The 26379-nt window shown below is 56.9% G+C and carries 26 protein-coding genes; 14 read left to right on the top strand and 12 right to left on the bottom strand.

Annotated features, from left to right (window positions below):
• Window positions 1-10: 10 nt before the first annotated feature.
• Window positions 11-1555, bottom strand: a complete 1545-nt coding sequence (gene gpmM / locus AC2FAJ_RS14955; protein ID WP_485454274.1) for a 2,3-bisphosphoglycerate-independent phosphoglycerate mutase — start codon at window positions 1553-1555, stop codon at window positions 11-13.
• A gap of 246 nt (window positions 1556-1801) precedes the next feature.
• Here gpmM and AC2FAJ_RS14950 point away from each other — a divergent pair, with 246 nt between their 5' ends.
• From AC2FAJ_RS14950 to cysE, 5 genes are all read left to right on the top strand, one after another.
• On the top strand, window positions 1802-2233 hold the full coding sequence (locus tag AC2FAJ_RS14950) for a rhodanese-like domain-containing protein (RefSeq protein WP_014882007.1): 432 nt from the start codon (window positions 1802-1804) through the stop codon (window positions 2231-2233).
• A gap of 11 nt (window positions 2234-2244) precedes the next feature.
• Window positions 2245-2496, top strand: a complete 252-nt coding sequence (grxC, locus tag AC2FAJ_RS14945; RefSeq protein ID WP_028015037.1) for a glutaredoxin 3 — start codon at window positions 2245-2247, stop codon at window positions 2494-2496.
• 32 nt (window positions 2497-2528) lie between these two features.
• Window positions 2529-2996 (top strand): protein-export chaperone SecB, encoded by a 468-nt coding sequence (secB, locus tag AC2FAJ_RS14940; RefSeq protein WP_003860835.1) that lies wholly within the window; start codon window positions 2529-2531, stop codon window positions 2994-2996.
• Window positions 2996-4015 (top strand): NAD(P)H-dependent glycerol-3-phosphate dehydrogenase, encoded by a 1020-nt coding sequence (gene gpsA, locus AC2FAJ_RS14935; protein WP_045630251.1) that lies wholly within the window; start codon window positions 2996-2998, stop codon window positions 4013-4015. The genes secB and gpsA overlap by 1 nt, the downstream gene beginning before the upstream one ends.
• A 74-nt stretch (window positions 4016-4089) precedes the next feature.
• Window positions 4090-4911: a serine O-acetyltransferase gene (gene cysE / locus AC2FAJ_RS14930; protein ID WP_008502718.1), complete on the top strand. Its 822-nt coding sequence runs from the start codon at window positions 4090-4092 to the stop codon at window positions 4909-4911.
• Here the strand turns inward: cysE and trmL are convergent.
• The 9 genes from trmL to AC2FAJ_RS14885 form a co-directional block, all read right to left on the bottom strand.
• Window positions 4908-5381: a tRNA (uridine(34)/cytosine(34)/5-carboxymethylaminomethyluridine(34)-2'-O)-methyltransferase TrmL gene (gene trmL / locus AC2FAJ_RS14925; RefSeq protein ID WP_485454273.1), complete on the bottom strand. Its 474-nt coding sequence runs from the start codon at window positions 5379-5381 to the stop codon at window positions 4908-4910. The two genes, cysE and trmL, sit on opposite strands and share 4 nt — an antisense overlap.
• 45 nt (window positions 5382-5426) lie before the next feature.
• Window positions 5427-6767, bottom strand: coding sequence for an MFS transporter (locus AC2FAJ_RS14920; protein ID WP_047363324.1), 1341 nt, complete (start codon window positions 6765-6767; stop codon window positions 5427-5429).
• A 181-nt stretch (window positions 6768-6948) separates the two neighbouring features.
• Window positions 6949-8136, bottom strand: a complete 1188-nt coding sequence (gene lldD / locus AC2FAJ_RS14915) for an FMN-dependent L-lactate dehydrogenase LldD (protein ID WP_485454272.1) — start codon at window positions 8134-8136, stop codon at window positions 6949-6951.
• Window positions 8133-8906, bottom strand: coding sequence for a transcriptional regulator LldR (gene lldR / locus AC2FAJ_RS14910; RefSeq protein WP_485454271.1), 774 nt, complete (start codon window positions 8904-8906; stop codon window positions 8133-8135). The genes lldD and lldR overlap by 4 nt, the downstream gene beginning before the upstream one ends.
• The gene (gene lldP, locus AC2FAJ_RS14905; protein WP_045630254.1) at window positions 8903-10558 is read right to left on the bottom strand and encodes an L-lactate permease; all 1656 of its coding nucleotides are present in this window, start codon (window positions 10556-10558) and stop codon (window positions 8903-8905) included. Before lldP ends, lldR begins: the two co-directional genes overlap by 4 nt.
• Before the next feature lie 271 nt (window positions 10559-10829).
• Window positions 10830-11192, bottom strand: coding sequence for a YibL family ribosome-associated protein (locus tag AC2FAJ_RS14900; protein WP_015572767.1), 363 nt, complete (start codon window positions 11190-11192; stop codon window positions 10830-10832).
• Between the two features lie 57 nt (window positions 11193-11249).
• A complete protein-coding gene (gene mtlR / locus AC2FAJ_RS14895; protein ID WP_045630256.1) occupies window positions 11250-11840 on the bottom strand; it encodes a mannitol operon repressor MtlR in 591 nt (196 codons plus the stop codon).
• A complete protein-coding gene (mtlD, locus tag AC2FAJ_RS14890; protein WP_045630257.1) occupies window positions 11837-12985 on the bottom strand; it encodes a mannitol-1-phosphate 5-dehydrogenase in 1149 nt (382 codons plus the stop codon). Before mtlD ends, mtlR begins: the two co-directional genes overlap by 4 nt.
• A gap of 102 nt (window positions 12986-13087) precedes the next feature.
• A complete protein-coding gene (locus tag AC2FAJ_RS14885; protein ID WP_028015047.1) occupies window positions 13088-14995 on the bottom strand; it encodes a PTS mannitol transporter subunit IICBA in 1908 nt (635 codons plus the stop codon).
• Between the two features lie 634 nt (window positions 14996-15629).
• On the opposite strand from AC2FAJ_RS14885, the gene AC2FAJ_RS14880 reads away from it, so the two are divergent.
• The 5 genes from AC2FAJ_RS14880 (at window position 15630) to selB (ending at window position 21148) form a co-directional block, all read left to right on the top strand.
• Complete coding sequence (locus AC2FAJ_RS14880) at window positions 15630-15986, top strand: DUF3302 domain-containing protein (RefSeq protein ID WP_028015048.1); 357 nt, start codon at window positions 15630-15632, stop codon at window positions 15984-15986.
• Between the two features lie 2 nt (window positions 15987-15988).
• The gene (locus AC2FAJ_RS14875; protein ID WP_048958477.1) at window positions 15989-17125 is read left to right on the top strand and encodes an HlyD family secretion protein; all 1137 of its coding nucleotides are present in this window, start codon (window positions 15989-15991) and stop codon (window positions 17123-17125) included.
• A gap of 90 nt (window positions 17126-17215) precedes the next feature.
• On the top strand, window positions 17216-17824 hold the full coding sequence (locus AC2FAJ_RS14870; protein ID WP_028015050.1) for a glutathione S-transferase: 609 nt from the start codon (window positions 17216-17218) through the stop codon (window positions 17822-17824).
• A 103-nt stretch (window positions 17825-17927) separates the two neighbouring features.
• Window positions 17928-19313 (top strand): L-seryl-tRNA(Sec) selenium transferase, encoded by a 1386-nt coding sequence (selA, locus tag AC2FAJ_RS14865; RefSeq protein ID WP_485454270.1) that lies wholly within the window; start codon window positions 17928-17930, stop codon window positions 19311-19313.
• Window positions 19310-21148, top strand: a complete 1839-nt coding sequence (gene selB, locus AC2FAJ_RS14860; protein WP_319879240.1) for a selenocysteine-specific translation elongation factor — start codon at window positions 19310-19312, stop codon at window positions 21146-21148. The genes selA and selB overlap by 4 nt, the downstream gene beginning before the upstream one ends.
• 3 nt (window positions 21149-21151) lie before the next feature.
• Here selB and AC2FAJ_RS14855 read toward each other — a convergent pair whose 3' ends face one another.
• Complete coding sequence (locus AC2FAJ_RS14855; RefSeq protein WP_041911640.1) at window positions 21152-22036, bottom strand: ROK family protein; 885 nt, start codon at window positions 22034-22036, stop codon at window positions 21152-21154.
• Window positions 22037-22201: 165 nt separating this feature from the next.
• Between AC2FAJ_RS14855 and aldB the strand changes: the two genes are divergently transcribed.
• Window positions 22202-23740 carry an aldehyde dehydrogenase AldB gene (aldB, locus tag AC2FAJ_RS14850; RefSeq protein ID WP_041911639.1) on the top strand — a complete coding sequence of 513 codons (1539 nt, stop codon included), beginning with the start codon at window positions 22202-22204 and terminating at the stop codon, window positions 23738-23740.
• On the opposite strand, the gene AC2FAJ_RS14845 is transcribed toward aldB, so the two are convergent.
• Window positions 23737-24702 carry a LysR family transcriptional regulator gene (locus AC2FAJ_RS14845; protein WP_065365927.1) on the bottom strand — a complete coding sequence of 322 codons (966 nt, stop codon included), beginning with the start codon at window positions 24700-24702 and terminating at the stop codon, window positions 23737-23739. The two genes, aldB and AC2FAJ_RS14845, sit on opposite strands and share 4 nt — an antisense overlap.
• Before the next feature lie 117 nt (window positions 24703-24819).
• Here AC2FAJ_RS14845 and AC2FAJ_RS14840 point away from each other — a divergent pair, with 117 nt between their 5' ends.
• The 3 genes from AC2FAJ_RS14840 (at window position 24820) to AC2FAJ_RS14830 (ending at window position 26377) form a co-directional block, all read left to right on the top strand.
• Window positions 24820-25560, top strand: a complete 741-nt coding sequence (locus tag AC2FAJ_RS14840) for a MipA/OmpV family protein (RefSeq protein WP_045630265.1) — start codon at window positions 24820-24822, stop codon at window positions 25558-25560.
• A 209-nt stretch (window positions 25561-25769) separates the two neighbouring features.
• The gene (locus tag AC2FAJ_RS14835; RefSeq protein WP_041911637.1) at window positions 25770-25955 is read left to right on the top strand and encodes a type II toxin-antitoxin system HicA family toxin; all 186 of its coding nucleotides are present in this window, start codon (window positions 25770-25772) and stop codon (window positions 25953-25955) included.
• Between the two features lie 14 nt (window positions 25956-25969).
• Window positions 25970-26377: a type II toxin-antitoxin system HicB family antitoxin gene (locus tag AC2FAJ_RS14830; RefSeq protein WP_193359172.1), complete on the top strand. Its 408-nt coding sequence runs from the start codon at window positions 25970-25972 to the stop codon at window positions 26375-26377.
• The last annotated feature ends 2 nt before the right edge of the window (window positions 26378-26379 follow it).

The following is a 26379-nucleotide window of genomic DNA, read 5'->3' as shown; positions in this document are numbered from 1 at the left end:
TGGGGAGCGATTATTCCACGATGAACAGCGGCTTACCAGTCATCTCTTCAGGGATCGGCATACCCATCAGCGACAACATGGTTGGCGCGATGTCGGAAAGCTTACCGCCTTCTACTGCTTTCACTGATTTATCACCCACATAAATCAGCGGAACAGGGAGGTTGGTATGGGCGGTATGCGCCTGACCGGTTGCCGGGTCACGCATCTGCTCGGCGTTACCGTGGTCAGCGGTGATCAGCAGCTGGCCGCCAACGGACTCAACCGCTTTCGCAACCTGCTCAACGCAGTGGTCCAGCGCTTCAACCGCCTTCACTGCCGCTTCCATTACGCCGGTATGGCCGACCATGTCGCCGTTCGGGTAGTTACAGATGATGGTGTCGTACTTGCCGCTTTCGATGGCCGCGACCAGTTTTTCAGTCAATTCCGCAGAGCTCATCTCTGGCTGCAGATCGTAAGTCGCAACTTTCGGCGAGTTGATCAGAATGCGCTCTTCGCCTTTGAACGGCTCTTCAACGCCGCCGTTAAAGAAGAAGGTCACGTGCGCGTATTTTTCCGTTTCGGAAATACGCAGCTGCGTTTTGTCGTTCTTCGCCATCCACTCACCGAAGGTGTTAGCCAGCGAGGCTGGTGGGTAAGCGCACGGCGCTTTGATGTCTGCCGCGTATTCGGTCAGCTGGATGAAGTCGATGTTAACCACTTTCTTACGGGCAAAACCGTCGAAGTCGCTGTTGACGAACGCACGGGTGATTTCGCGCGCGCGGTCAGCGCGGAAGTTCATGAAGATCAGCGCGTCGCCATCTTCCATTGCGGCATCGGCCTGGCCTTCGGCGCGAATCACGGACGCTTTTACGAATTCATCGTTTTCATCACGCGCATAAGCGGCTTCCAGCGCTTCAACCGCAGTCGGGAAATGGAATTCCCCTTTTGCCAGAGTCATCAGGTCATAGGCCTGTTCAACGCGATCCCAGCGGTTGTCGCGGTCCATAGCGTAGTAACGGCCAATGATGGAGGCCACGCGGCCTTTGCCCAGCGCAGCGAATTTGTCTTCGAAAGCTTTCAGGGACCCTTCTGCGCTGCGCGGTGGCGTGTCGCGACCGTCCAGGAAGGCGTGCAGGTAGATTTTTTCCGCACCGCGTTCAGCGGCCAGTTCAACCATCGCCATGATGTGATCTTCGTGGCTGTGCACGCCGCCTGCGGAGAGCAGACCCATGATGTGTACCGCTTTACCTGCCGCAACGGCTTTATCAACCGCACCGCAGAGAACCGGGTTAGCGAAGAAGGTGCGTTCTTTGATTTCGACGTCCAGACGGGTCAGATCCTGATACACGATACGACCCGCGCCGAGGTTAACGTGGCCAACTTCGGAGTTGCCCATCTGGCGATCAGGCAGGCCCACTTCCAGACCGGATGCGTCAATCAGGGTATGCGGACGTTTTGCCCACAGTGCATCCATGACCGGGGTTTTTGCGTTGAAAATAGCGTTATCCTGGCTATCTTCACGGTAGCCATAGCCATCCAGAATCACCAGTACCATAGGTTTTTTAGAAACCGACATTGCAACAACCTCATGCTCAAGAGTCAAAATTTGCGTAATTTTACTACAGCTGAATCGATCAAATAGCCGCAGAAGATCAAAGAAAACGCGGGGGCAAGATGCTGACCGGACCATTTTGAGGCATTTTTTTAGGTGGCATGCCGCAGAAAATGGATTAGGTTATGGTCGCTGGCTGTATTTGCCAGAACGCACAGGTATACTCCTGTCCTGGTTTTTTTATCACTTAGTCGGGAGTAGTTACCCTCCATGCAAGAAATTATGCAATTCGTTAGCCGCCATCCGGTACTGAGCATCGCGTGGATTGGCCTGCTGGCTGCTGTGCTGTTCACCACATTTAAGAGCCTGACGTCTAAGATTAAGGTTATCACCCGTGGTGAAGCGACGCGTCTGATTAACAAAGAAGATGCCGTCGTTGTCGATCTGCGTCAGCGTGACGATTTCCGTAAAGGTCACATTGCCGGCGCAATCAACCTGTTGCCAGCTGAAATCAAAGCCAACAACGTTGGTGAGCTTGAGAAACACAAAGCCCAGCCCATTATCGTTGTGGATGCGACCGGTATGCAGGCGCAGGAATCTGCCAGCGCGCTTTACAAAGCGGGCTTCGAAAACGTAACGGTACTGAAAGAAGGGATTTCCGGCTGGAGCGGGGAAAATCTTCCTTTGGTTCGCGGTAAATAAGGAGTTCAGTCATGGCCAATATTGAGATCTACACCAAAGCGACGTGCCCGTTCTGCCACCGTGCGAAAGCGCTGCTGAGCAGCAAAGGCGTCACGTTCCAGGAACTGCCGATCGACGGTGACGCGATCAAACGCGAAGAGATGATCCAACGTAGTGGTCGTACGACGGTTCCGCAGATTTTTATTGATGCGCAGCACATTGGGGGCTGTGATGACTTGTATGCGCTCGACGCCCGTGGTGGACTCGATCCGCTGCTGAGCTAAGAGACTTTAGGACAATTAAAAAGGGTATTTCCATGTCAGAACAAAACAACACCGAAATGACTTTCCAGATCCAGCGTATCTACACCAAGGATGTCTCTTTCGAAGCGCCAAATGCGCCGCACGTTTTCCAGAAAGACTGGCAGCCAGAGGTTAAACTTGATCTGGATACCGCATCCACCCAGCTGGCGGATGACGTGTATGAAGTCGTACTGCGTGTGACCGTGACCGCCTCTCTGGGCGAAGAAACTGCATTCCTGTGCGAAGTACAGCAGGGCGGTATCTTCTCCATCGGCGGCATCGAAGGCAACCAGATGGCGCATTGCCTGGGTGCATACTGCCCGAACATCCTGTTCCCGTATGCCCGTGAATGCATCACCAGCCTGGTTTCTCGCGGTACATTCCCGCAACTGAACCTTGCGCCAGTGAACTTTGATGCGCTGTTCATGAACTATCTGCAGCAGCAGGCTGGCGAAGGTGCCGAACAACATCAGGATGCCTGATGAGCACTGTTAATGCGTCAATGACTGTGATCGGTGCCGGCTCATACGGCACCGCTCTTGCCATCACGCTGGCAAGAAATGGTCACGACGTGGTCCTGTGGGGCCACGATCCAAAACATATCGCCACGCTGCAGCGCGACCGTTGCAATGTGGCGTTTCTCCCGGACGTTCCGTTCCCTGACACCCTGCACCTGGAAAGCGATCTTGCAACCGCGCTGGCGGCCAGCCGCAACATTTTGATTGTGGTGCCAAGCCATGTCTTTGGCGACGTGCTGAATCAGATCAAGCCGCTGATGCGCCCGGATGCGCGTATTGTCTGGGCGACCAAAGGGCTGGAAGCGGAAACCGGACGTCTGCTGCAGGACGTTGCCCGCGAAGCGCTGGGGGATGAGATCCCGCTGGCGGTCATCTCCGGGCCGACCTTTGCCAAAGAGCTGGCTGCGGGCCTGCCGACGGCGATCTCGCTGGCATCCACCGATCAGGCCTTCTCCGACGATCTCCAGCAATTGCTGCACTGCGGCAAGAGCTTCCGCGTCTACAGCAACCCCGATTTTATCGGCGTGCAGCTGGGCGGCGCGGTGAAGAACGTGATTGCCATCGGGGCCGGGATGTCTGACGGTATTGGCTTTGGCGCCAACGCGCGTACGGCGTTGATTACCCGCGGCTTAACCGAGATGTCCCGTCTGGGCGAAGCGCTGGGTGCCGATCCGGCCACCTTTATGGGGATGGCGGGTCTGGGGGATCTGGTGCTGACCTGTACCGATAACCAGTCGCGTAACCGCCGCTTTGGCATGATGCTCGGACAGGGCAGCGATGTAAAAAGCGCGCAAGAGAAGATTGGACAGGTGGTGGAAGGCTACCGCAATACCAAAGAAGTCCGCGAATTGGCGCACCGGTTTGGTGTCGAAATGCCAATAACCGAGGAAATTTATCAGGTATTGTATTGCGGAAAAAATGCGCGCGAGGCAGCATTGACCCTATTAGGTCGTGCGCGCAAGGACGAGCGCAGCAGTAACTAGTCGGAACCGTTGTCACCTGAATGACCCAGCCAGCGCAGAACTGGCTGGTCATTAACTATCGTCTGGAGTTAGCAATGCCGTGTGAAGAACTGGATATCGTCTGGAATAATATTAAAGCCGAAGCCCGCGCTTTGGCCGACTGTGAGCCTATGCTGGCCAGTTTCTATCACGCGACGCTACTCAAGCACGAAAACCTCGGCAGCGCCCTGAGCTATATGCTCGCCAACAAGCTGGCTTCCTCGATCATGCCCGCGATTGCGATTCGTGAGGTGGTGGAAGAGGCTTACGCCGCTGACCCGGAAATGATTGCGTCTGCCGCCTGCGACATTCAGGCCGTACGCACGCGCGATCCGGCGGTGGATAAATATTCTACGCCGCTTCTCTACCTGAAAGGCTTCCACGCGCTGCAGGCGTACCGCATTGGCCACTGGCTGTGGAATGAAGGCCGCCGCGCGCTGGCGATCTTCCTGCAAAACCAGGTTTCCGTGACGTTTCAGGTTGATATTCACCCGGCGGCAAAGATTGGCCGCGGGATCATGCTCGACCACGCCACCGGGATCGTTGTCGGGGAAACGGCGGTGATTGAAGACGACGTCTCGATCCTGCAGTCGGTTACCCTGGGCGGTACCGGGAAAACCAGCGGCGATCGCCACCCGAAAATTCGTGAAGGGGTGATGATTGGCGCGGGGGCTAAAATCCTCGGCAATATCGAAGTCGGGCGCGGCGCGAAGATTGGCGCGGGGTCGGTTGTGCTCCAGCCCGTGCCGCCGCACACCACCGCCGCTGGCGTACCGGCGCGCATCGTTGGTAAGCCAGACAGCGATAAGCCGTCGATGGATATGGATCAGCACTTCAACGGCATTCACCATACCTTCGAGTATGGTGACGGCATTTAACTTCTGAGAATGGCGCCCGGGTAACCCAGCTGGCGCCAGGCTTCATACACCACCACCGACACCGCGTTCGACAGGTTCATGCTGCGGCTGTCCGGCATCATCGGAATACGGATTTTCTGCTCAGCGGGCAGGGTATCCAGGATCGTAGCCGGCAGGCCGCGGGTTTCCGGGCCAAACATCAGATAGTCACCCTCCTGATAGCTCACGGCGCTGTGCGCTGGCGTGCCTTTGGTGGTCAGGGCGAACATGCGCTGCGGCTTCTCTGCTTCCAGAAACGCGGCGTAATCGTGATGGCGAACCACGGCGGTAAATTCATGGTAATCCAGCCCCGCGCGGCGCAGGCGTTTGTCGTCCCACGTAAAGCCCATCGGCTCGATGATGTGCAGACGAAAACCGGTGTTGGCGCACAGGCGGATGATATTGCCGGTGTTCGGCGGAATTTCTGGTTCGAATAAAACGATGTTAAGCATGCTGCCCCCTTAATTGCGGGGGCAGAATAGCAGAAAAGAGAGGAACTACGCGACGCCGGGTTCCTGCGAGCGGCTGTACAGCATTTTGTAGACGGTTGCCGCCGCGGCCACCAGAGCGGGCACGCTGAGGATCATTAAAATACTGTCTGCCTGCCACTGCAGGGAAAGAAGCTGGGCGCTGGTCATGGTGCCCGCCACGCCGCCAAAGCGGCCGATGCCCTGCATCCAGGCGATGCCCGTCGCGCGGCACTCGGTAGGGTAAAAGGTGGCCGCGAGGGTTTGCATGCCCGACTGCGCGCCGTTCATCGCGATCCCCATCAGGAAAATCAGCCCGCCAAACAGGGCGATATGGTTATGCTCAAGGCCAAGCAAAAGAATCAGGCCCATCGTCAGCACAAAACCACCTGCGACCACCTTGTGCGCTTCCCAGCGGTCCATCATCCAGCCCGCGAGCAGAATGCCTGCGGTGCCGCCAAAGGTAAACAGCGAGGTGAGCCAGGCGGATTCCGCCAGGGCATAACCCATCCCCTGCATCAGCGTCGGCATCCAGCTAAGCAGGACGTAGTAAATCACCAGCCCCATAAAATAAGTCACCCACAGCATCAGGGTGCCGGGTAGCCAGGGCATGGAAAACAGCTGCCCCACGCTTCCTTTTTTAGACGCGGCTTTCTCTTCCGCCAGGAAAAAGCCCGTAACGCTCTCCAGCGTGCTGCGGCTGAACCGGCTGGCAATGCGGCGAACCTGCGCGACGTCTTTCCCGCGCTGCACCAGAAACTTCACCGATTCCGGCAGCAGCAGCGCCAGCAGCACGGTTAAAATCAGCGGCGCAATCGCGCCGGTCAGCAGCACGCTTCGCCAACCGTGGTGGGGAATAAGCCAGGAAGAGATCGCCCCGCCGCCCGCTGCACCCAGAGGGAAGCCGCAGTACATGGTATTAATCGCCATGGCGCGGCAGCGCTGGGGGGCGAACTCTGAGATCAGCGTGATGGCGTTTGGCATGGCGGCGCCGAGCCCGAGACCCGTCAGAAAGCGCCACAGCGTCAGGGTATTCAGGCTTTGCGCCCAGGCCGTACCCAGGCTCGCCAGGCCGAAGAACAGGCACGAGAAGACCAGCACGCGCTTGCGTCCCATCCGGTCCGATACCGGACCTGCAATAAGGGCTCCCAGCGACAGCCCCAGCAGCGCCGCACTCAGCACCGGCCCCAAATCCTGCTTATGGATCCCCCATTCTGCCGACAGCGTAGGCGCGATGTAGCCCATCGCTGCCGTATCAAAACCATCGATCGCCAGAACCAGAAAGCCCAGCACGATAAGAAGCCAGTGAAACCCTGAAAAAGGACTCTCGTCGATCACCTGCTGAATATCCACCTTACCTGAATAGGTCATACGCTCCCCTCCGATGTGATGTTGTTTTTGTGTTCTTGTATTTGCTTGTCTATACAATTGCGAACGGGAGGAATGTGTCAAATTTTCTTATCCAGAATGTTACGCAGGTGTTATTTTCGACAAAAAAAAGCGCCCGAGGGGGAAATCGGACGCATGGAAAAGGTGGGGTAACGGGAGAGGATCAGGCCGCGTCGCCATGTGACAGCGGAGCCAGCGCCGCCGGCAGTTTACTCAGCTCCTGAACCAGCGAATCCTTGCTGATTTCACTGATCGACTTCGCGCCGGTCAGGGTCATCGCCACCTTCATCTCTTTCTCGATCAGATTCAGCAGATTTGCCACGCCCGCCTGGCCGCTGGTGGCCAGCGCGTACAGGTACGCGCGGCCCAGCAGCACGCTGTCGGCGCCCAGGGCAATCATGCGCACCACGTCCAGCCCGTTGCGAATGCCGCTGTCGGCCAGGATCGCAATATCCCCTTTTACCGCATCGGCAATGGCCGGCAGGGCGCGGGCGGAAGAGAGCACGCCGTCGAGCTGGCGTCCGCCGTGGTTAGAGACCACAATCCCGTCTGCACCAAAGCGTACCGCATCGCGGGCATCTTCCGGATCGAGGATCCCTTTGATCACCATCGGGCCATCCCAGAATTCGCGGATCCACTCCAGGTCTTTCCAGGAGATCGACGGATCGAAGTTGTTTGCCAGCCAGCCGATGTAATCTTCCAGCCCGGTCGGTTTACCGAGGTAGGCCGAGATATTGCCCAGATCGTGCGGTCGGCCGTTCAGACCCACATCCCACGCCCACTGCGGATGCGTAACCGCCTGCCAGTAGCGGCGCAGGGCAGCGTTCGGGCCGCTCATGCCGGAGTGCGCATCGCGGTAGCGCGCGCCGGGGGTCGGCATATCAACGGTAAAGACCAGCGTGGAGCAGCCCGCCGCTTTAGCGCGCTCCAGGGCGTTACGCATAAAGCCGCGATCGCGCAGGACGTACAGCTGGAACCACATCGGGCGCTTGAGGGTCGGGGCGACCTCTTCAATCGGACAGACCGAGACGGTAGAGAGGGTAAACGGAATGCCTGTAGCATCTGCCGCGGCGGCGGCCTGCACTTCGCCCCGGCGGGCATACATGCCGCATAAGCCGACAGGTGCGAGCGCTACCGGCATGGAAAGCGTTTCGTTAAACAGCTTCGTCTCAAGGCTCAGGTCAGACATATTCTTCAGCACGCGCTGGCGCAGGGCCACTACTGACAGATCCTCCACGTTGCGGCGCAGGGTGTATTCGGCATACGCCCCACCGTCAATGTAGTGGAACAGGAACGGGGGCAAAATGCGCTGCGCCGCGGCGCGATAGTCACTGGCTGCTGAAATAATCATGCTTTGTTCTCCCTGGAAATATCACTGTCGCCAGGCAGACGGGTAATACGCGCCTGTCGGGCCTGGTCTTCATCAAATCGTTTAATGGTGGTGTGCACGAAGCCGAGATGCGCCATCATCGCCTTGCGCGCGGCTTCGGCATCGCCGGCCAGAATGGCGTTGAGCACCGCCTCGTGGTGTTCGGTCAGTTGGGCAAAGACCGGTGGGACCAGATACATGCGCTGGCGGCTCTGCTTCACGGAGGATTGCAGCAGGTCGAAGAACCCGCGCATGGTCTGGAGCAGCACCACGTTGTGCGACGCCTCGGCGATTGCCAGATGGAAACGCACGTCCGCCTGGGAGGCGATGTCCGGGTCGCTGCTTTGCGTGGCCTCAAAGCAGGCGATGAGTTTCTCTTTGTCGGCGTCGGTTGCCCGCATCGCTGCGTGCCATGCGGTACTGGTTTCGATGGCGTGACGCGCTTCAAGAATGTCGAAGCTGTAGTCCGGGTCGTTTTCCAGCAGCGTCTTCAGCGGCTGCACGATGTTTTGCTCGGACCAGTCATCATGCTGCCAGCGCACAAAGGTGCCGCCGCCACGACGGCTCACCAGTACGCCTTCGCTGACCAGCGTCGCCAGCGCCTCGCGCAATGAGTTACGCGATACGCCAAGCCGGGCGGCAAGCTGGCGCTCGGCGGGCAATTTCATGCCCGCTTCCAGTTGTTGTTCTTCAATCAGCGCCCGCACGCGAGAGGCAATCTCGTCGGACAGGCGTCTGGGCATCACTATCATGGGATCATCCAGGTTAAGACATAGGCCTGCAGGGTGGTGATCACGCCCACCATGCAGGTGAATATCAGGCTGTGTTTCACGGTAAAGCGGAACAGGTCCGACTCTTTGCCCACCAGTCCCACCGCCGCACAGGCAATGGCGATGGACTGCGGGGAGATCATTTTGCCGGTCACACCGCCGGTGGTGTTCGCGGCGACCAGCAGCACGTCCGACACGCCAATCTGCTGCGCAGCCGTCGCCTGCAGAGCGGCAAACAGGGCGTTAGACGAGGTATCTGAACCCGTCAGGAACACCCCCAGCCAGCCGAGGAACGGCGAGAAGAAGGTGAACGCGTGGCCGGTGTGCGCCAGCGCTAACGCCAGCGTCGACGACAGGCCGGAGTAGTTCGAGATAAACGCGAACGCCAGCACCATGCCGATGGAGTAGATCGGCAGCATCAGCTCTTTAATCGTTGCCGCAAAAGTCTGTACCGCGGCGGCAGGCTTCATGCGCAGCCACACCACGGAAAGGAGTGCCGCAAACAGGATGGCCGTACCGGTGGCGGAGAACCAGTCAAACTTAAACACTGCCGCATACGGCGTGGCGTCGTGCACCACCGGCGGCATACGGGCAACCATCTTGTCGAGGAACGGCACGGAGATGTTAATCACCATGTCGTACAGCGCGCCGCCGGGAGCGAACAGCGCTTTAAACGGCGGTATGCTCCACAGCGTCACGGTAGCGGTCAGGAACAGGAACGGCGACCAGGCGCGGACGATCTGTCCTGCGGTATAGCCGGTGCGGGCGAGGGTCTGATCCACGTGCGACGCCCCCATGTCGGCAAAACGGAAGATGCGCACCGGCTGCCAGCGTTTCAGGAACAGCGTCAGACAGACCAGCGACACCAGGGAAGAGATAATGTCCGGCAGTTCCGGGCCAAGGAAGTTTGAGCTGAGATACTGGGCAATCGCGAACGAACCGCCCGCCACCATCACAGCAGGCCAGGTCTCCTTCACGCCGCGCCAGCCGTCCATAATCGCCATGATCCAGAACAGCACGATAATGGTCAGGAACGGCAGCTGGCGGCCAACCATCTGACCAATCTCAAAGCTGTCCAGCCCGGTCACCTGACCCGCGACCAGAATCGGAATCCCCATCGCGCCAAACGCCACCGGTGCGGTGTTCACAATCAGGCACAGGCCCGCGGCATACAGCGGGTTAAAGCCCAGACCCACCAGCAGCGCGGCGGTGATCGCCACCGGTGCGCCAAAACCTGCCGCGCCTTCCAGAAACGCCCCGAAGGAGAAGCCGACAATCAGCATCTGCAGGCGCTGGTCAGGCGTGATGGAGAGAATCGACGAACGAATGATGTCGAACTGCCCGGTCTTTACCGAGATTTTATAGACAAAAACCGCGGCGATGATGATCCACGCAATCGGCCACAGGCCGTAGAAGAAACCGTAGACAACGGAGGCCAGCGCGCGGTCGACCGGCATTTTGTAGAAGAACAGCGCCACCAGCAGGGCGATGGCAACGGTATACGTCGCGGCAAGGTAGCCCTTCAGCTTGAGCTTAATCAGCGCAAAGAAGAAGAACAGGATCGGTAGCGATGCGATCAGGCTCGACAGCCAGATATTACCGGCTGGGTCGTAGTTTTGTTGCCAGAGGCTCATGCAGGTCTCCTGGGGACCAGACAGCCTGTGCTGCGGGTGAGTCTCCGCTCAACTCTGCGTCACAAACTGTGTAAAAGTGGTCCTGCCAATATTGTGTTGTAGGGTTAATGACAATGAATGGTTAACCAGATGTTATGGAGTGGCAATGGTTTTGTGAGCGCAAATAATGGAATTGTGAACCGGGGGAGGATTGATTGCGCTATTGGTTGGACCAATTCACGCGAAGGGGAAAAGAACAGGCCGGGTAAGCGCAGCGCCACCCGGCATGAAATCAGAATGCGGTCTTACAAAAACCCGTCATCTCTTTGAGGCCCATTTCGCGGCCAAGCTCGGTCATCGGGTGCACCACCACCAGACCACGGACGCTTTTCTTCAGCTTGCCCATGTCAGCCTGCTCTTTTTTGGTGATCGCGCGGCGGTGCGGCATGTTCATCAGCTTCTGCGCTTCTTTGCTCAACTTCTGGCCTTTCACTTCGCGCAGGCGCTCGATTTCCGCTTCCAGCTTCACGGACTCTTTTTCCAGCTCGGCATATTTCTCGGCGGAATCAACCAGAGACAGGCCAGCCATCTGGTGACGGATCAGATCCAGACGGTCGCTCAGGCGTTTAATTTCGTTCTTTTCTACTTCTTTCATGACAATTGACTCTAAATCGGGGGAATTACAGGGAAGGATACACCAATGTGAACGGGCTTACTTCTGAAACGCTTTTTTTAAGCTGATTTTAGAAATCAGCTCAGTCAGGGAGAGGACCATCGTGGAACGGACAACCTGTTGATAGCGCAGCTTTTGCATCGCGTACAGCTCAGGGTCGCTGTTATCAAAATGAGGAGCAGGGGGCAGGGCGGCCACGCAGTGCAACTCGCCGAAGGGCCCCAGGATCTCATCATCGGTAAAAGTGTACTCATTACCGTCATGATTGAGCTCTTCGCGCAGAGCCATTAACAGTTCAGCGTCTTCATACTCCTGGCGGTTGAGCACGCCAAGACCATAAATCAGCTTCAGACGCACCGACAGATCGCCCAGCGGTCCGTCTCCGTCCAGTAACGGTTCTACAGCGTACTTTACCGCGTAGTCGTCTTTGCGAAACACCTGAAGCACCAGAATGTTCACCGCCTCGGTTAACAGCTCGACGGCGGCAATCAGGAAACTTCGTACGGTTTTGCCAGCATTCAGACGCTCAAGCACACGATTTTCAAAGGCCTGGGTTTGTTCCATTATTGCCTGCATATCTGACAATCTGTTATTCGGGCGCAGGCTTACCTGCGCCGGATTCTGCATCATTTGGTTGCGTTGTATGCGTTAACCGCCTCCGCAACCACGTCGCTGCTGGCGTCCAGACCGGAAATCTGCGCCAGCGCAGCCTGCGCGCCTTTGTCATCAATCAGCTGAGCCAGCTCAATCGCCTGCGGGTCCTGCTCGCTGCGGTAGTGCATCGCGGCAGCAATTCCTTTCACCAGGTTGGCGTGCGGCAGACCGTATTCCAGCGTGCCCAGCAGCGGCTTAATCAGGCGGTCGCCCGCGCTCAGCTTACGCAGTGGCTGACGGCCCACGCGCTCAACGTCATCTTTCAGATACGGGTTTTCAAAACGACCGAGGATTTTCTGGATATATGCTGCGTGTTTATCAGCATCAAAACCGTAGCGTTTGATCAGCACCGCGCCGCTCTCTTCCATTGCCCCTTTCACCACCGCGCGGATCTGCTCATCGAGGATCGCGTCGCGAATGGTCTGATGACCGGCCAACTTTCCGAGGTACGCGGTTATAGCATGCCCGGTGTTCAGCGTGAAGAGTTTGCGTTCGACAAATGCCATCAGGTTATCAGTGAGTTCCATTCCCGGAATGGTCGGCAGCGCGCCCTTGAACTGAGTTTTATCGACGATCCACTCGCTGAAGGTTTCAACAGTGACTTCCAGCGGATCGTTGGTGGCGGATTCGGACGGCGGAACGATACGGTCTACAGCGGAATCCACAAACCCGACGTGCGCTTCAACCCAGGCTTTATCTTCCTCAGCCACGGCCGCCATAACGTGACCTTTCAGCTGCGTGGTGCCGCGCACCATGTTTTCACAGGCGATGATGTTCAGCGGTGTTTCAATGCCCTGTGCTTTACGCTTCTTCAGGCCTTTCGCGACCGCAGGAGCAATACGTTCAAGCACCACCGGACCCACGGCGGTGGTCACCAGATCAACGCTGGCGATCAGGTCAATCACGTCGTCGCCGATGCTGCTGACCGCGTTAACGCCAGAGACGGTTTCAACCTGTTCGTTTTCACCCACCACATGAACCTGATAGCTATGACGGGCATTCAGGGCATCCAGAACCACCTGATTCACATCGGCGAATGTCAGGGTAATGCCCGCGTCTGCCAGCAGTTTACCGATAAAGCCACGACCGATATTACCTGCGCCAAAATGTAATGCTTTCATAGTGTTAACCTTCATCAATGTTTTTACCCGAGAGGGCTGGGGTGAGGAACGTTTCCCCCTCACCCTAGCCCTCTCCCCGAAGGGGAGAGGGAAGAGGCGCTGCTATTTGTTGAGCAGGGCCAGAACTTCTTCAACACTTTCAGTTTGTGCCAGGCGCTCGATGACGGACTCATCATCCAGCGCGTTGGTCAGGCTGGTAATCACCTGAATATGCTCGTTGTTGCGAGCGGCGATACCAATCACCAGACGGGCGATGTCGTCCTCTTCTTCACCGAAGCGCACGCCGTCAGGATACTGACAGAACACCACGCCGGTTTTCAGCACACGGTCTTTCGCTTCAACCGTACCGTGCGGCACCGCGATGGATTCACCCAGGTAGGTTGGCGTCAGTTTTTCACGTTCCAGCATCGCGTCAACGTATTCTGGCTGAACGTAGCCGCCCTTCACCAGCTGTTCACCGGCAAAGCGAATCGCCTCTTCTTTGGTGCTCGCGGTACGGCCGAGGAAGATGTTCTCTGCGCCCAGCTTAAACAGGTGAGCGTTGCTCTCGTCAAAGCTGTCCTGCAGGCTGGTGCGCACTTTCACTTCGTTGTCTTCGTGGCGCTGCGCGGCAACCAGACGTTCGGTCAGGCTGGTGTACAGGCCGCTGTCCAGGAAGTTGGTCAGCGAGATGTGCTGTGCCTGCGGTACCTGACGCATAGCGCGCTCGGTCAGATCGCGGTGCGTGATGACCAGGTCAACGTCCGGCGGCAGGTTGTTAATCGCGCTGTTGGTCACGGAGATGTTGGTCAGGCCCGCATCCTGCACTTTCTTACGCAGCACGCCTGCACCCATTGCGCTGGAACCCATACCGGCGTCGCAGGCAACGATGATTTTACGCACGTGGCTCAGGTCGTTAGAAACATCGCCAGCCGCCAGCGGGGTCGCACCTTTGGATTCGGCTTTCATGTCGTGCATACGACGGGTTGCCGCTTCGATATCGTCGTCTTCTTTCACCTTGCTGGTTTTCAGCAGGATAGAAGAGACCACGAAGGAGACCGCCATCGCCGCACAGATCGCCGCGATGTTCGCGAAGTACGCGCCTTTCGGCGTCATCGCCAGCACCGCCAGGATAGAGCCTGGAGAAGCAGGGGAGACCAGACCGCCGCCCAGCACGCTCAGGGTGAACACACCAGTCATACCGCCGAGGATAACGGCCAGGATCAGACGTGGGTTCATCAGCACGTACGGGAAGTAAATTTCGTGGATACCGCCCAGGAAGTGGATGATAGCCGCGCCGCCAGCAGACTGCTTCGCGCTGCCGCGACCAAAGAACATGTACGCCAGCAGAACGCCCATACCCGGACCCGGGTTCGCTTCAATCAGGAAGAAGATGGACTTGCCGAGATCGTGAGACTGCTGAATACCCAGCGGCGAGAAGATACCGTGGTTAATGGCGTTGTTCAGGAACAGGATTTTCGCCGGTTCAACGAAGATAGACGCCAGCGGCAGCATGTCGTGCGCCACCATGAAGTTAACGCCCGCCGCCAGCAGTTTGGACAGCACTTCAACAGCCGGACCAATGCCGAGGAACGCCAGAATCGCGAGGATCATCCCGATGATGCCCGCAGAGAAGTTGTTCACCAGCATTTCGAAGCCGGACTTGATCTTGCCATCAACCCAGACGTCGAATTTCTTAATCGCCCAGCCGCCCAGAGGACCGGCAATCATCGCACCGAGGAACATCGGCATATCCGCACCGACGATCACGCCCATGGTTGTGATGGCACCCACGACGCCACCACGGTCACCGCCCACCAGACGACCACCGGTATAACCGATGAGCAGCGGCAGGAGATAGGTAATCATTGGGCCAACAAGTTTCGCCAGCGTTTCGTTAGGCAACCACCCTGTCGGAATGAACAATGCGGTGATAATACCCCACGCGATAAACGCGCCGATATTTGGCATCACCATGTTGCTGAGGAAACGACCAAAGCTTTGAACTTTGATCTTGAAATCGGATGACATAAAACACCCCTTCTTCTGTTTACGCTTAGGCTTGCGGCCCGAGGTTTATTGTTAATGAGGCGGCAGAGGTAGCCGGACCCTGTTCTGATGCTGTGAAATCTGGCACTGAATCGTTCAACTGTCCAGATAGCGGAATTTTGTGTGATGTATGTCACGTAAATGTAGGGGGTATGGCGTTGAATGAAGTGATCTGAGTCACAAAACAGGTGGGTAAAAAAAATACGATGGCGAAAAATAGAGCAAAAACCACCTCTTTATGTGATTGATATCACATTTTGTTTTTGCGGGTTTGTTTCTGGATTGTGACTGGTTTCACAAAATATTTTTATGCGGATTTCTCCGACTGCGATCGGCGTCAGGACGGCCTCGAGTAACACGGAAAGCTAATAAAACAGTTTTCATATGTAGTATTGCGGAAATTTGAAACCTGAATGACGCTCATAATGTAAGGTTGAGTATATTATTATTCAGGATATATTTTGACACGCTTATAAACTTGCGTGGAGATATTATAAAAACCGATACTCCCCGGCTCTGAAATAATCAGTGTGCCTTTTAAATTTAAAAATAAATTAATTAGGCTGCGTGCTGTTTTATTAATGTAATGAGTTGACGTTGTTTAAGTGAGGAGACTATGTTTCTCAACTATTTCGCGCTGGGCGTGTTGATTTTTGTATTTCTGGTTCTTTTTTACGGAATCATCGCCATCCATGACATCCCCTATAATATGGCTAAAAAGCGTAATCATCCCCATGCCGATGCTATTCATACGGCAGGCTGGATCAGCCTGTTTACGCTCCATGCCATCTGGCCGTTCCTGTGGATTTGGGCCACGCTGTACCGCGAAGATCGCGGCTGGGGCATGCAGAACCACATTACTAAGCCTGATGAGGTTCCGGGGATGGATGCGCTGGCCAAACGCGTGGCCGAGTTAGAACACAAGCTGGCAGCGGTTCAGCCCTCTGATGATAAAAACACGCTGGAGCGCTAATCATGGATCTGTTGATTATTCTGACCTATGTGGCATTTGCCTGGGCAATCTTTAAAATATTCCGTATTCCGGTAAATCAGTGGACGCTTGCTACCGCGACGTTAGGCGGAGTGTTTATTGTTGCCGGACTCATTCTGCTAATGAACTATAACCATCCGTATACCTTTACGGCGCAAAAAGCGGTAATTTCCATTCCGATTACGCCGCAGGTCACGGGGGTGGTTAGTGAAGTGACCGATAAAAATAACCAGCTCATTAAAAAAGGCGAAGTGTTATTTAAACTGGATCCGGGCCGCTATCAGGCGCGCGTCGACAGACTGAAGGCGGACCTGGTGACCGCGACGCACAATATCGACACTCTGAAAGCGCAGCTTTCGGAAGCGGTTGCCAATACGACACGCGTCTCCGCTGAGCGCGATCGACTATATAAAGATTATCAGCGCTACCTCAAAGGCAGCCAGGCGAAGGTGAATCCGTTCTCTGAAAGCGATATTGATAACGCGCGGCAGAACTATCTGGCGCAGGATGCCATGGTGAAAGGCTCCGTTGCTGAGCAGACGCAGATTCAAAGCCAGCTGGACAGCATGGTGAACGGCGAGCAGTCGCAGATTGCCTCGTTACGTGCCCAGCTTGCTGAAGCAAAATACAACCTCGATCAGACCGTGGTGCGCGCGCCGAGCAATGGCTATATCACCCAGGTGCTGATTCGTCCGGGAACCTATGCCGCCGCGCTGCCGCTGCGCCCGGTGATGGTCTTCATTCCTGAACAGAAGCGCCAGATTGTGGCCCAGTTCCGTCAGAACTCGCTGCTGCGTCTGAAGCCGGGCGATGAAGCGGAAGTGGTATTTAACGCGCTGCCGGGCCAGGTGTTCACCGGTAAGCTCACCAGCGTTCTGCCTGTGGTGCCGGGCGGGTCGTATCAGGCGCAGGGTGCCTTGCAGGCACTGACCGTTGCGCCGGGTACGGATGGCGTACAGGCGCTGATTGAACTGGAGCCTAACGCCGACGTCGATGCTTTGCCGGACGGTATTTATGCCCAGGTGGCGGTCTATTCGGATCATTTCGCCCACGTCTCGGTGATGCGTAAAGTGCTGCTGCGTATGACCAGCTGGATGCACTACCTCTATCTCGATCACTAATCCTTCCGGGGCGGGAATGCGACACGCATATCTGCCCTTTTTTCATCGCTTGATCCATACTGACTTTTTCCCGGCATCAAGGATCAGGCAATGAAACTCATCGGTAGCTACACCAGTCCCTTCGTGCGAAAAATCTCGATTCTCCTGCTGGAGAAAGGGATTGAATTTGAATTCGTTAATGAACAGCCCTACAACGCCGAAAACGGCGTCGCGCAGTATAACCCGCTGGGGAAAGTTCCGGCGCTGGTGACGGACGAGGGCGAATACTGGTTCGATTCCCCCATTATTGCGGAGTATATCGAACAGCTGGGCATTGCCCCGGCAATGCTGCCGTCTGACCCTAAAGCGGCGCTGGCGGTGAAGCAAATTGAAGCCCTGGCCGACGGCATTATGGATGCAGCACTCACCTCTGTTCGCGAGCAGGCAAGGCCCGCCGCCCAGCAGTCAGAAAGCGAGCTGCTGCGCCAGCGGGAAAAAATCAGCCGCAGTCTGGATATGTGTGAAAAGCTTATCCGGGAGGGCAAGATCCACACCGACAGCCTGGACCTGGCAACCATCGCCATCGCCTGCGCCATCGGCTATCTCAACTTCCGCCGGGTGTCTCCTGGCTGGTGCGTTGACCGTCCGCTGCTGGTGAAACTCGCAGAAACGCTCTTTAGCCGCGAGAGCTTTGCCCGCACCGAACCGCCAAAGGCTTGACGCGGGTTATAACACTTCGGCGTCGGAGGCGGTACAATCCCTCCACATGTTAACTCCCTCTCCCGTCGGGAGGGGGGAAGATATTTACTCGCCAGGCGCTTTCATGACTACTCATCATTCGCTGTACAGCCAGATCCCCGCGACCGACCGACTTCTTCGCGAGCCCCGCATTCACGCTGCCGTTGAGCGCTTCGGCCATACCGCGACGGTGGAGATGTTACGTCTGCTTCAGGATGAAGCCCGAGGCCATATCCAGGCCGAAAACGCCTTGCCCGACTGGTGTGCAGCGTGGGAGCAGGAAGTTGAGCATCGGCTGGGTGAGAAGGCGCAAAGTGCGTTACGCCCGGTGGTCAACCTGACGGGGACCGTGCTGCACACCAACCTGGGACGCGCCCAGCAGGCGGAAGAGGCGGTGGCTGCGGTCGTGCAGGCCATGCGCTCGCCGGTGACGCTGGAGTACGATCTGGACGGCGCCGGGCGCGGGCATCGCGATCGCGCGCTGGCGGATCTGCTCTGCCAGCTAACCGGTGCGGAAGATGCCTGCATTGTGAATAACAACGCGGCGGCGGTGCTGCTGATGCTGGCGGCGACCGCGAGCGGCAGAGAGGTGGTGGTGTCCCGCGGCGAGCTGGTGGAGATTGGCGGGGCGTTTCGCATCCCGGACGTGATGCGCCAGGCGGGCTGCACGCTGCATGAAGTGGGTACGACTAACCGTACCCATGCGAAAGATTATCGCGCGGCGGTGAATGAAAACACCGCCCTGCTGATGAAGGTCCACACCAGCAATTATCATATTGAAGGCTTCACCAAAACGGTTGAAGAGGCCGAGCTGGCGGCGATTGGGCGCGAGCTGAATATTCCGGTGATTGCCGATCTCGGCAGCGGTTCGCTGGTGGATCTCAGCCAGTACGGGCTGCCTGAAGAGCCGATGCCGCAACAGATGATTGCCGCAGGCGTGAGCCTGGTCAGCTTTTCCGGCGACAAACTACTGGGCGGGCCGCAGGCCGGAATTATCGTCGGCAAGCGCGAGCTGATTGCGCAGCTGCAGCAGCACCCGCTCAAACGAGCCCTGCGCGCCGATAAAATGACGCTTGCCGCGCTGGAGGCGACGCTGCGCCTCTATTTCCACCCGGAGAAACTGGCCGACCGCCTGCCCACGCTGCGCCTGTTAAGCCGGGATGCCGCCTCGATTCGCGCCCAGGCCGAACTGCTGCTACCGCGCGTTGCCCCGCACTACCCCGATTTTGACGTTCGCATTGAGCCCTGCCAGTCGCAAATTGGCAGCGGTTCGCTGCCGGTAGACAGGCTGCCGAGTCAAGCGCTCACCTTCACCCCGCGTGACGGGCGCGGTAGCCGCCTTGAGGCCCTGTCGTTGCGCTGGCGTGGCCTGCCGACGCCGGTTATCGGACGGATTTACGACGGCCGCATGTGGCTGGATCTGCGCTGCCTTGAAGATGAAGAGCGATTTCTGGAGATGTTGTTGAAATGATTATTGCCACCGCCGGTCACGTCGACCACGGAAAAACCACGTTACTGCAGGCAATTACCGGCATAAACGCCGATCGTCTGCCGGAAGAGAAAAAGCGCGGCATGACCATCGATCTTGGCTATGCCTACTGGCCCCAGCCCGATGGCCGCGTGCTGGGCTTTATTGATGTTCCGGGGCATGAAAAATTTCTTTCCAACATGCTGGCGGGCGTGGGGGGCATCGATCATGCCCTGCTTGTGGTGGCCTGCGATGACGGCGTGATGGCGCAAACCCGTGAGCATCTGGCGATCCTCCAGCTGACAGGCAACCCGCAGCTGACCGTGGCGCTGACGAAAGCCGATCGCGTTGACGACGCGCGCGTCAGCGAGGTGCGCGAAGCGGTGCAGGCGACCTTACGGGAATATGGTTTTGCCGATGCACCGCTTTTTGTCACCGTAGCGACAGAAGGGCGCGGTATCGGCGAACTTCGCCACCATTTGCAGCAGCTTTCGTCGCGAGACCGCGCCAGCCATCACCGCTTCCGTCTGGCGATTGACCGGGCGTTTACCGTCAAAGGCGCGGGGCTGGTGGTCACCGGTACGGCGTTAAGCGGTGAAGTGAAGGTGGGCGATAGCCTCTGGCTGACGGGCGTTAATAAACCGATGCGCGTGCGCGGCTTACATGCGCAAAATCAGCCTGCGGAGCACGCCCACGCCGGGCAGCGGATCGCGCTCAACATTGCCGGGGATGCGGAAAAAGAGCAGCTTAACCGCGGCGACTGGCTGCTGGCCGACGCCCCGCCCGAGCCGTCTGAACGCGTCATCGTCTCCCTGCAGACAAACGTCCCGCTGACTCAATGGCAGCCGCTGCATATTCACCACGCGGCCAGCCATATCACCGGGCGCGTGTCCCTGCTGGAAAACGATCTTGCCGAACTGGTTTTTGATTCGCCGCTCTGGCTGGCGGATGACGACCGTCTGGTACTGCGGGACATTTCCGCACGGGAAACGCTGGCCGGGGCGCGGGTGGTGACGCTGAACCCGCCGCGACGCGGCAAGCGTAAGCCTGAATACCTGCAATGGCTGGCTGCGCTTGCGCAGGCTCAGGATGATAACGCCGCGCTGCGGGTGCATCTTGAGCGCGGGGCCGTGAGCCTGAGTGATTTTGCATGGGCACGCCAGCTGAGCGGCGAAGGGTTGCATCAGCTGACCCAACAGCCGGGCTTTATTCAGGCCGGCAACAGCCTGCTCGATGCGCCAGTTGCGGCAAACTGGCAGCGTAAGATCCTGAACACGCTCGCCACTTACCATGAACAGCATCAGGATGAACCCGGTCCTGGTCGTGAGCGCTTGCGACGCATGGCGCTGCCGATGGAAGACGATGCGCTGGTGCTGCTGCTGATTGAAAACATGCGCGAAAGCGGGGTGATTAAAAGCCATCACGGCTGGCTGCACCTGCCGGATCACAAAGCCGGGTTCACCGCAGAGCAGGAGGCAATCTGGCAAAAAGTGGCCTCGCTGTTTGGCGATGAACCCTGGTGGGTTCGCGATCTGGCGCGTGAAACGAATACCGACGAGCAGATGATGCGCCAGGTATTGCGCCATGCGGCGCAGCAGGGGCTGATAGTCGCGATCGTGAAAGATCGTTATTACCGTAACGATCGCATTGTGGCGTTTGCTAACCTGATCCGCGAACTGGATCAGGCGCGCGGCTCCACCTGCGCAGCCGATTTCCGCGACCGGCTGAACGTTGGCCGCAAGCTGGCGATCCAGATCCTGGAATATTTCAACCGCATCGGTTTTACGCGTCGCCGGGGTAATGACCATCTGCTTCGCGACGCGCAGCTGTTCCCCTGAGCGCTACGTGCGGCGGGAGAGTTTTTGTTTTGCCAGCCATACCGCGCCCAGCCTCCCCGCCTGGTTACCCAGCTCGCAGGGCAGAATGGGCACCTTGAGCGCCTCCCACTCTTCGAATCGCTGCAGGTTCTTATCGAGCAGGAGATAGATTTTCTCCTGCTCGCTTACCCCGCCGCCAATCAGCACTGCCTGTGGATCGAACATCGAGATTACGCTGTAAACGCCGCGCGAGAGGCAATGGGCCCACTCCTCAATGGCCTCACGCAGATGCACGTCGCTCTCCATGCGTTTAAACAGCTCCTCGCCGTCAGGCATCTCTTCTTCTGATACGGCCAGCGCGCGGCGGCAGGCTTTCATCAGGCCGCTGGCCGACGCCACGTCATGCATGGGTTCGCCGTTATTACCCACGGGCAGCACGCCAAATTCGCCGGCGCGGTAATGCGACCCGCGATAAAGATCGCCTTCCATTACAATCCCGCCACCGATGCCCGTGCCGATGGTGATGCAGACGAAATGCTCGTAGTCCTTACCCGCGCCCTGCCAGCGCTCGCCCAGCGCCGCACAGTTGGCGTCGTTTTCCACGGTGACGGGAAGGTCGGTCAGCCCGGCGAAGAGTTCGCACAGGTTTTCACCATCGAGATAATCGAGCGCGCCCGCTTTTGCCGCTTCGCCGCTGTGGTGGTTAATATGGCCGGGAAAGCTCACGCCGATACCGACGATGTCGTGTTCGTCCTGATACGCTTCAACTACCGCTTTCCACTTCTTTTTGAAGGTGTTTTTATCCTCAGGAGTATCGTACTCGTCCGTCGTCAGCTCCTTGCCATTTTCATCAATCACGCCGTGTTTGATGTGGGTTCCGCCTACGTCAAAACCGATAAACAGCTGCATCGCATTGTTCCTCATGAGCCCTTGAGCTGTTAAGTATGGCTCAGTGGCAGGAACGAAACGTAAAGTACGGTAATCCGTGATACGGCTCGTAAACCCGTCACCCACTGGCGAGAAAACCGCCAGCCGGGACTACCCTTGTTGTACACCAACAGCAAGGAGACGGTCATGACAAACAATCCTCCCTCTTCGCGAATCCAGCCCGGCGAGTATGGTTTTCCCCTCAAGCTGAAGCCCCGTTATGACAATTTTATCGGCGGCGACTGGGTGGCCCCCGTCGACGGCGAATACTATTCCAACCTGACGCCCGTTACCGGCCAGCCGCTGTGCGAGATTGCCAGCTCCGGCAAGCGGGATATCGATCTGGCGCTGGATGCGGCACACAAAGCGAAAGATAAATGGGGCCATACCTCCGTTCAGGAGCGCGCGGCCATTTTGTTCAAAATCGCCGACCGGATGGAGCAGAACCTGGAGCTGCTGGCGACGGCGGAAACCTGGGATAACGGCAAGCCGATCCGGGAAACGATGGCGGCAGACGTGCCGCTGGCTATCGACCACTTCCGCTATTTTGCCTCCTGTATTCGCGCGCAGGAGGGCGGAATAAGCGAGGTAGATAGCGACACCGTGGCGTACCACTTCCACGAGCCGCTGGGGGTCGTCGGGCAAATTATTCCGTGGAACTTCCCGCTGCTGATGGCGAGCTGGAAAATGGCACCCGCGCTGGCCGCCGGGAACTGCATTGTGCTTAAACCGGCGCGTTTAACCCCGCTCTCTGTCCTGCTGCTGATGGAAATTGTTGCCGATCTTCTGCCGCCGGGGGTGATTAACGTGGTGAACGGCGCGGGCGGTGAGATAGGGGAATATCTGGCCACTTCAAAACGGATCGCTAAAGTGGCGTTTACCGGGTCGACGGAAGTGGGCCAGCAGATTATGCAGTACGCCACGCAAAACATTATTCCGGTGACCCTGGAGCTGGGCGGGAAGTCCCCGAACATCTTCTTCGCGGACGTGATGGAGGAAGAGGACGCTTTCTTCGACAAGGCGCTGGAAGGGTTTGCGCTGTTTGCCTTTAACCAGGGCGAAGTCTGCACCTGCCCAAGCCGCGCGCTGGTGCAGGAGTCCATCTACGAGCGCTTTATGGAGCGGGCCATTCGCCGCGTCGAGTCTATCCGCAGCGGTAACCCGCTCGATAACGTTACGCAGATGGGGGCGCAGGTCTCGCATGGCCAGCTGGAGACTATCCTCAACTACATCGATATCGGCAAGAAGGAAGGGGCGGATATCCTGACCGGCGGTCGCCGTAAGGTGCTCGGCGGAGATCTGCAGGAAGGGTATTACCTTGAGCCGACGATCCTGTTCGGGCAGAACAACATGCGCGTCTTCCAGGAGGAGATCTTCGGACCGGTGCTGGCGGTGACTACCTTCAAAACGATGGAGGAGGCGCTGGAGATTGCCAACGACACGCCGTATGGCCTGGGGGCGGGAGTCTGGAGCCGTAACGGTAATCTGGCCTATAAAATGGGCAGGGGTATACAGGCGGGACGCGTATGGACCAACTGCTACCACGCCTATCCGGCTCACGCGGCATTTGGTGGGTATAAGCAATCGGGCATCGGGCGTGAAACGCACAAGATGATGCTGGAGCATTACCAGCAGACGAAATGTCTGCTTGTCAGCTACTCCGATAAACCGCTGGGGCTGTTCTAATCGCCCAGTTCAGGCCGTCCATGGACGGCCTGAGCAATTTGCTGGCGCAGGCAGTTGAGGACACCATCCAGAACATATTGTACGCGCCAGGGCTGATATTCGCGCTTGCGGAAGATGGCGGTCAGATCGAGCCACCACTCTTCCTGATGCGGGAAACAGGGGACCAGCGTGCCTTGCGTTAATTCTTTCTTCAGGCTTTCTTTCGGCGCGAACACAATGCCAAGGTTATTTCTTGCCAGCTCCAGGGCCGTCTGGGTATTGTCGCAAATATAGTTTCCGGTTACCCGATAATCATGCACATCATCACTGCCATGCATGCGAAAACGCCAGATGTTGGCGTCATCGACCAGCATGGAGTCGATCAGAATACAGGAGTGATTAATTAAATCTTCAGGTCCGGTTAAAGGATGTTTATTTAAATATTCCTGGGTTGCGAATGCAGTGACGGAATATTTTGCTAACACGCTGGCGACCAGACTTTCATCTTTTGGCTGAGCATAGGTAATTAAAATATCACAGTCATCCGGGAAGGACACACCTTCTGAATATTCGTTGCGGTCCAGGTTGTAGGTTTTCAGGGAAATGCGAATGTCCCCGATGTCCTTTATCTGGTGGATCACGTGGCGCGCGAGATAGGTCACAATGCCCGTTGGGGCGTAAATCGTGACTTTTCCACGCTTTTCATGCTTATAATCGGCAATGAAATTAATAAGTTGCGTGTTTTTGTCCAGCGTGGCGTCGATATAAGGGAGCAACGCCTCACCGAACTGCGTCAGAGCGAGCTGGCGGGTCGTGCGCTCAAAAACCTTAAGCCCAACCCGCGTTTCAAAATCCGAGAGATATTTACTGACGTTGGCCTGCGCCATGCCCAGCAGGGCGGCGGCATCACCAATGCTGTGGGTGGCTGCGATGACGGAGATTATTTTTAACTCGCGTGGCTTTAGCTGTAATTTATTCATCATGCGCACCCATCTATATGGTTTTATATATAATATTATATAAACTGCAGCGTTGCACCGGCAAATTTGTAACCATTATTATTCGCCCCGCTTATTTGGCGTATAAATGGATTACTTCACATGACTATTAAATACAATTTACTGATTGCTGCCACGTTATTTGCAACCTCTTCTGCAATGGCCGGTGATTTTTCACTTGGCGCGGGGGCCGTATTTAATGAGTCTCCTTATAAAGGCTATAACGAAAATACCACTGCGGTGCCGTTAATTAGCTATGAGAGCGATCGCTTCTATGTTCGTCAGACCACGGGCGGATGGATCCTGTGGAAAGACGCAAAAAATGAACTCAGCCTGACCGCATCCTGGATGCCGCTGCATTTTGATCCGGATGATAACGACGACCACCAGATGAAGCAGCTTGATGAGCGTAAAGCCTCTGCGTTCCTCGGCGGTGCGTACTACCGCCACGAAAGCTGGGGTTCTCTGAAAGTGGCGGTCTCAGGCGATGCCACGGATGAAAGCGGCGGCGTGGTGGGCGAGGTATCCTACTTCCGTCCAATCAGGATGGAGCGTTTGACCCTGACGCCTTCTGTCGGTGTTTTTTACAGCGACGAGAGCTATAACGACTACTACTACGGCGTATCCGGCAGCGAGTCACGCCGCTCAGGGCTGGATCAATACACCGCCGGCGACAGCTGGACGCCCTACGTTGGTCTGGCAGCTAAATATCAGTTAACCCAGAAGCTGTACCTCAACGCCAGCGCGGTCTACACCGTGTTGCCTGATGACGTGAAGAACAGCCCGATGATCGACCGCGATGATAGCTTCGCGCTAATGACCGGCCTGACCTGGCGCTTCTGATGCGGTAAAGCCGGGCGACGGCGTTGCCTTGCCCGGCCTACGATCTTGCCTGCATTTTTATCTGCAATACAACGTATTCCTTTTTCATTTTTCGATGCTTCTTCCTGTTCCGCCAAAACACGGCTGCACTGATGTTCCTTATGCGCTAATGTGATTCGACCCGATAGTAATGGTGTGTATCATGTGTATAATCATGGAAGGACTGGGATGTGAAAAGTGCGGATGTCATTACCGTTCTGATCGGCCACGGCTGGAAATGTGTCAGAACGAAAGGAAGCCATCATCAGTTTCGCCATCCCGAACAGAAAGGGCTGGTTACTGTCCCACATCCTAAGAAGGATATTAAACCGGGCACGCTCGCGCAGATATGGCGGCAGGCGGGAATTAAACACTGATATCAGGAGTAGTTATGTTTTATCCGGCTTACATTCATTCTGACACCGACGGTAGCGCCAGCGGCTTTTTTCCTGACGTTCCAGGCTGTTTTTTTGCAGGTGATTCCCTGGACGACGCTTTTCAGGATGCACGTGAGGCGCTCACCGCGCACTTCGAAGCGCTGTTTGAAATGGATGAAGCATTGCCTCTTCCGGGAAATGTCGAAGTGCACCTTGAAAATCACCCTGACGACTTCACGGGCGGGCAATGGTTGCTGGTGGATATTAATATGAAGCAGTTTGACGGCAGAGCCGAGCGTATCAACATCACGATGCCTCGACGTTTGCTGGTACAGATTGATTCCTTTGTCAGCGAGCATCCTCAGTTCGGTAATCGAAGCGCATTTCTGGCTGAGGCAGCACGTCGCGTGCTGCCTGGGTAAAA

The organism is Enterobacter cloacae complex sp. 385G4 (assembly GCF_057320665.1).
The sequence above is the reverse complement of the archived record's forward strand: the minus strand, read 5'-3'. Positions and strand labels throughout refer to the sequence as shown.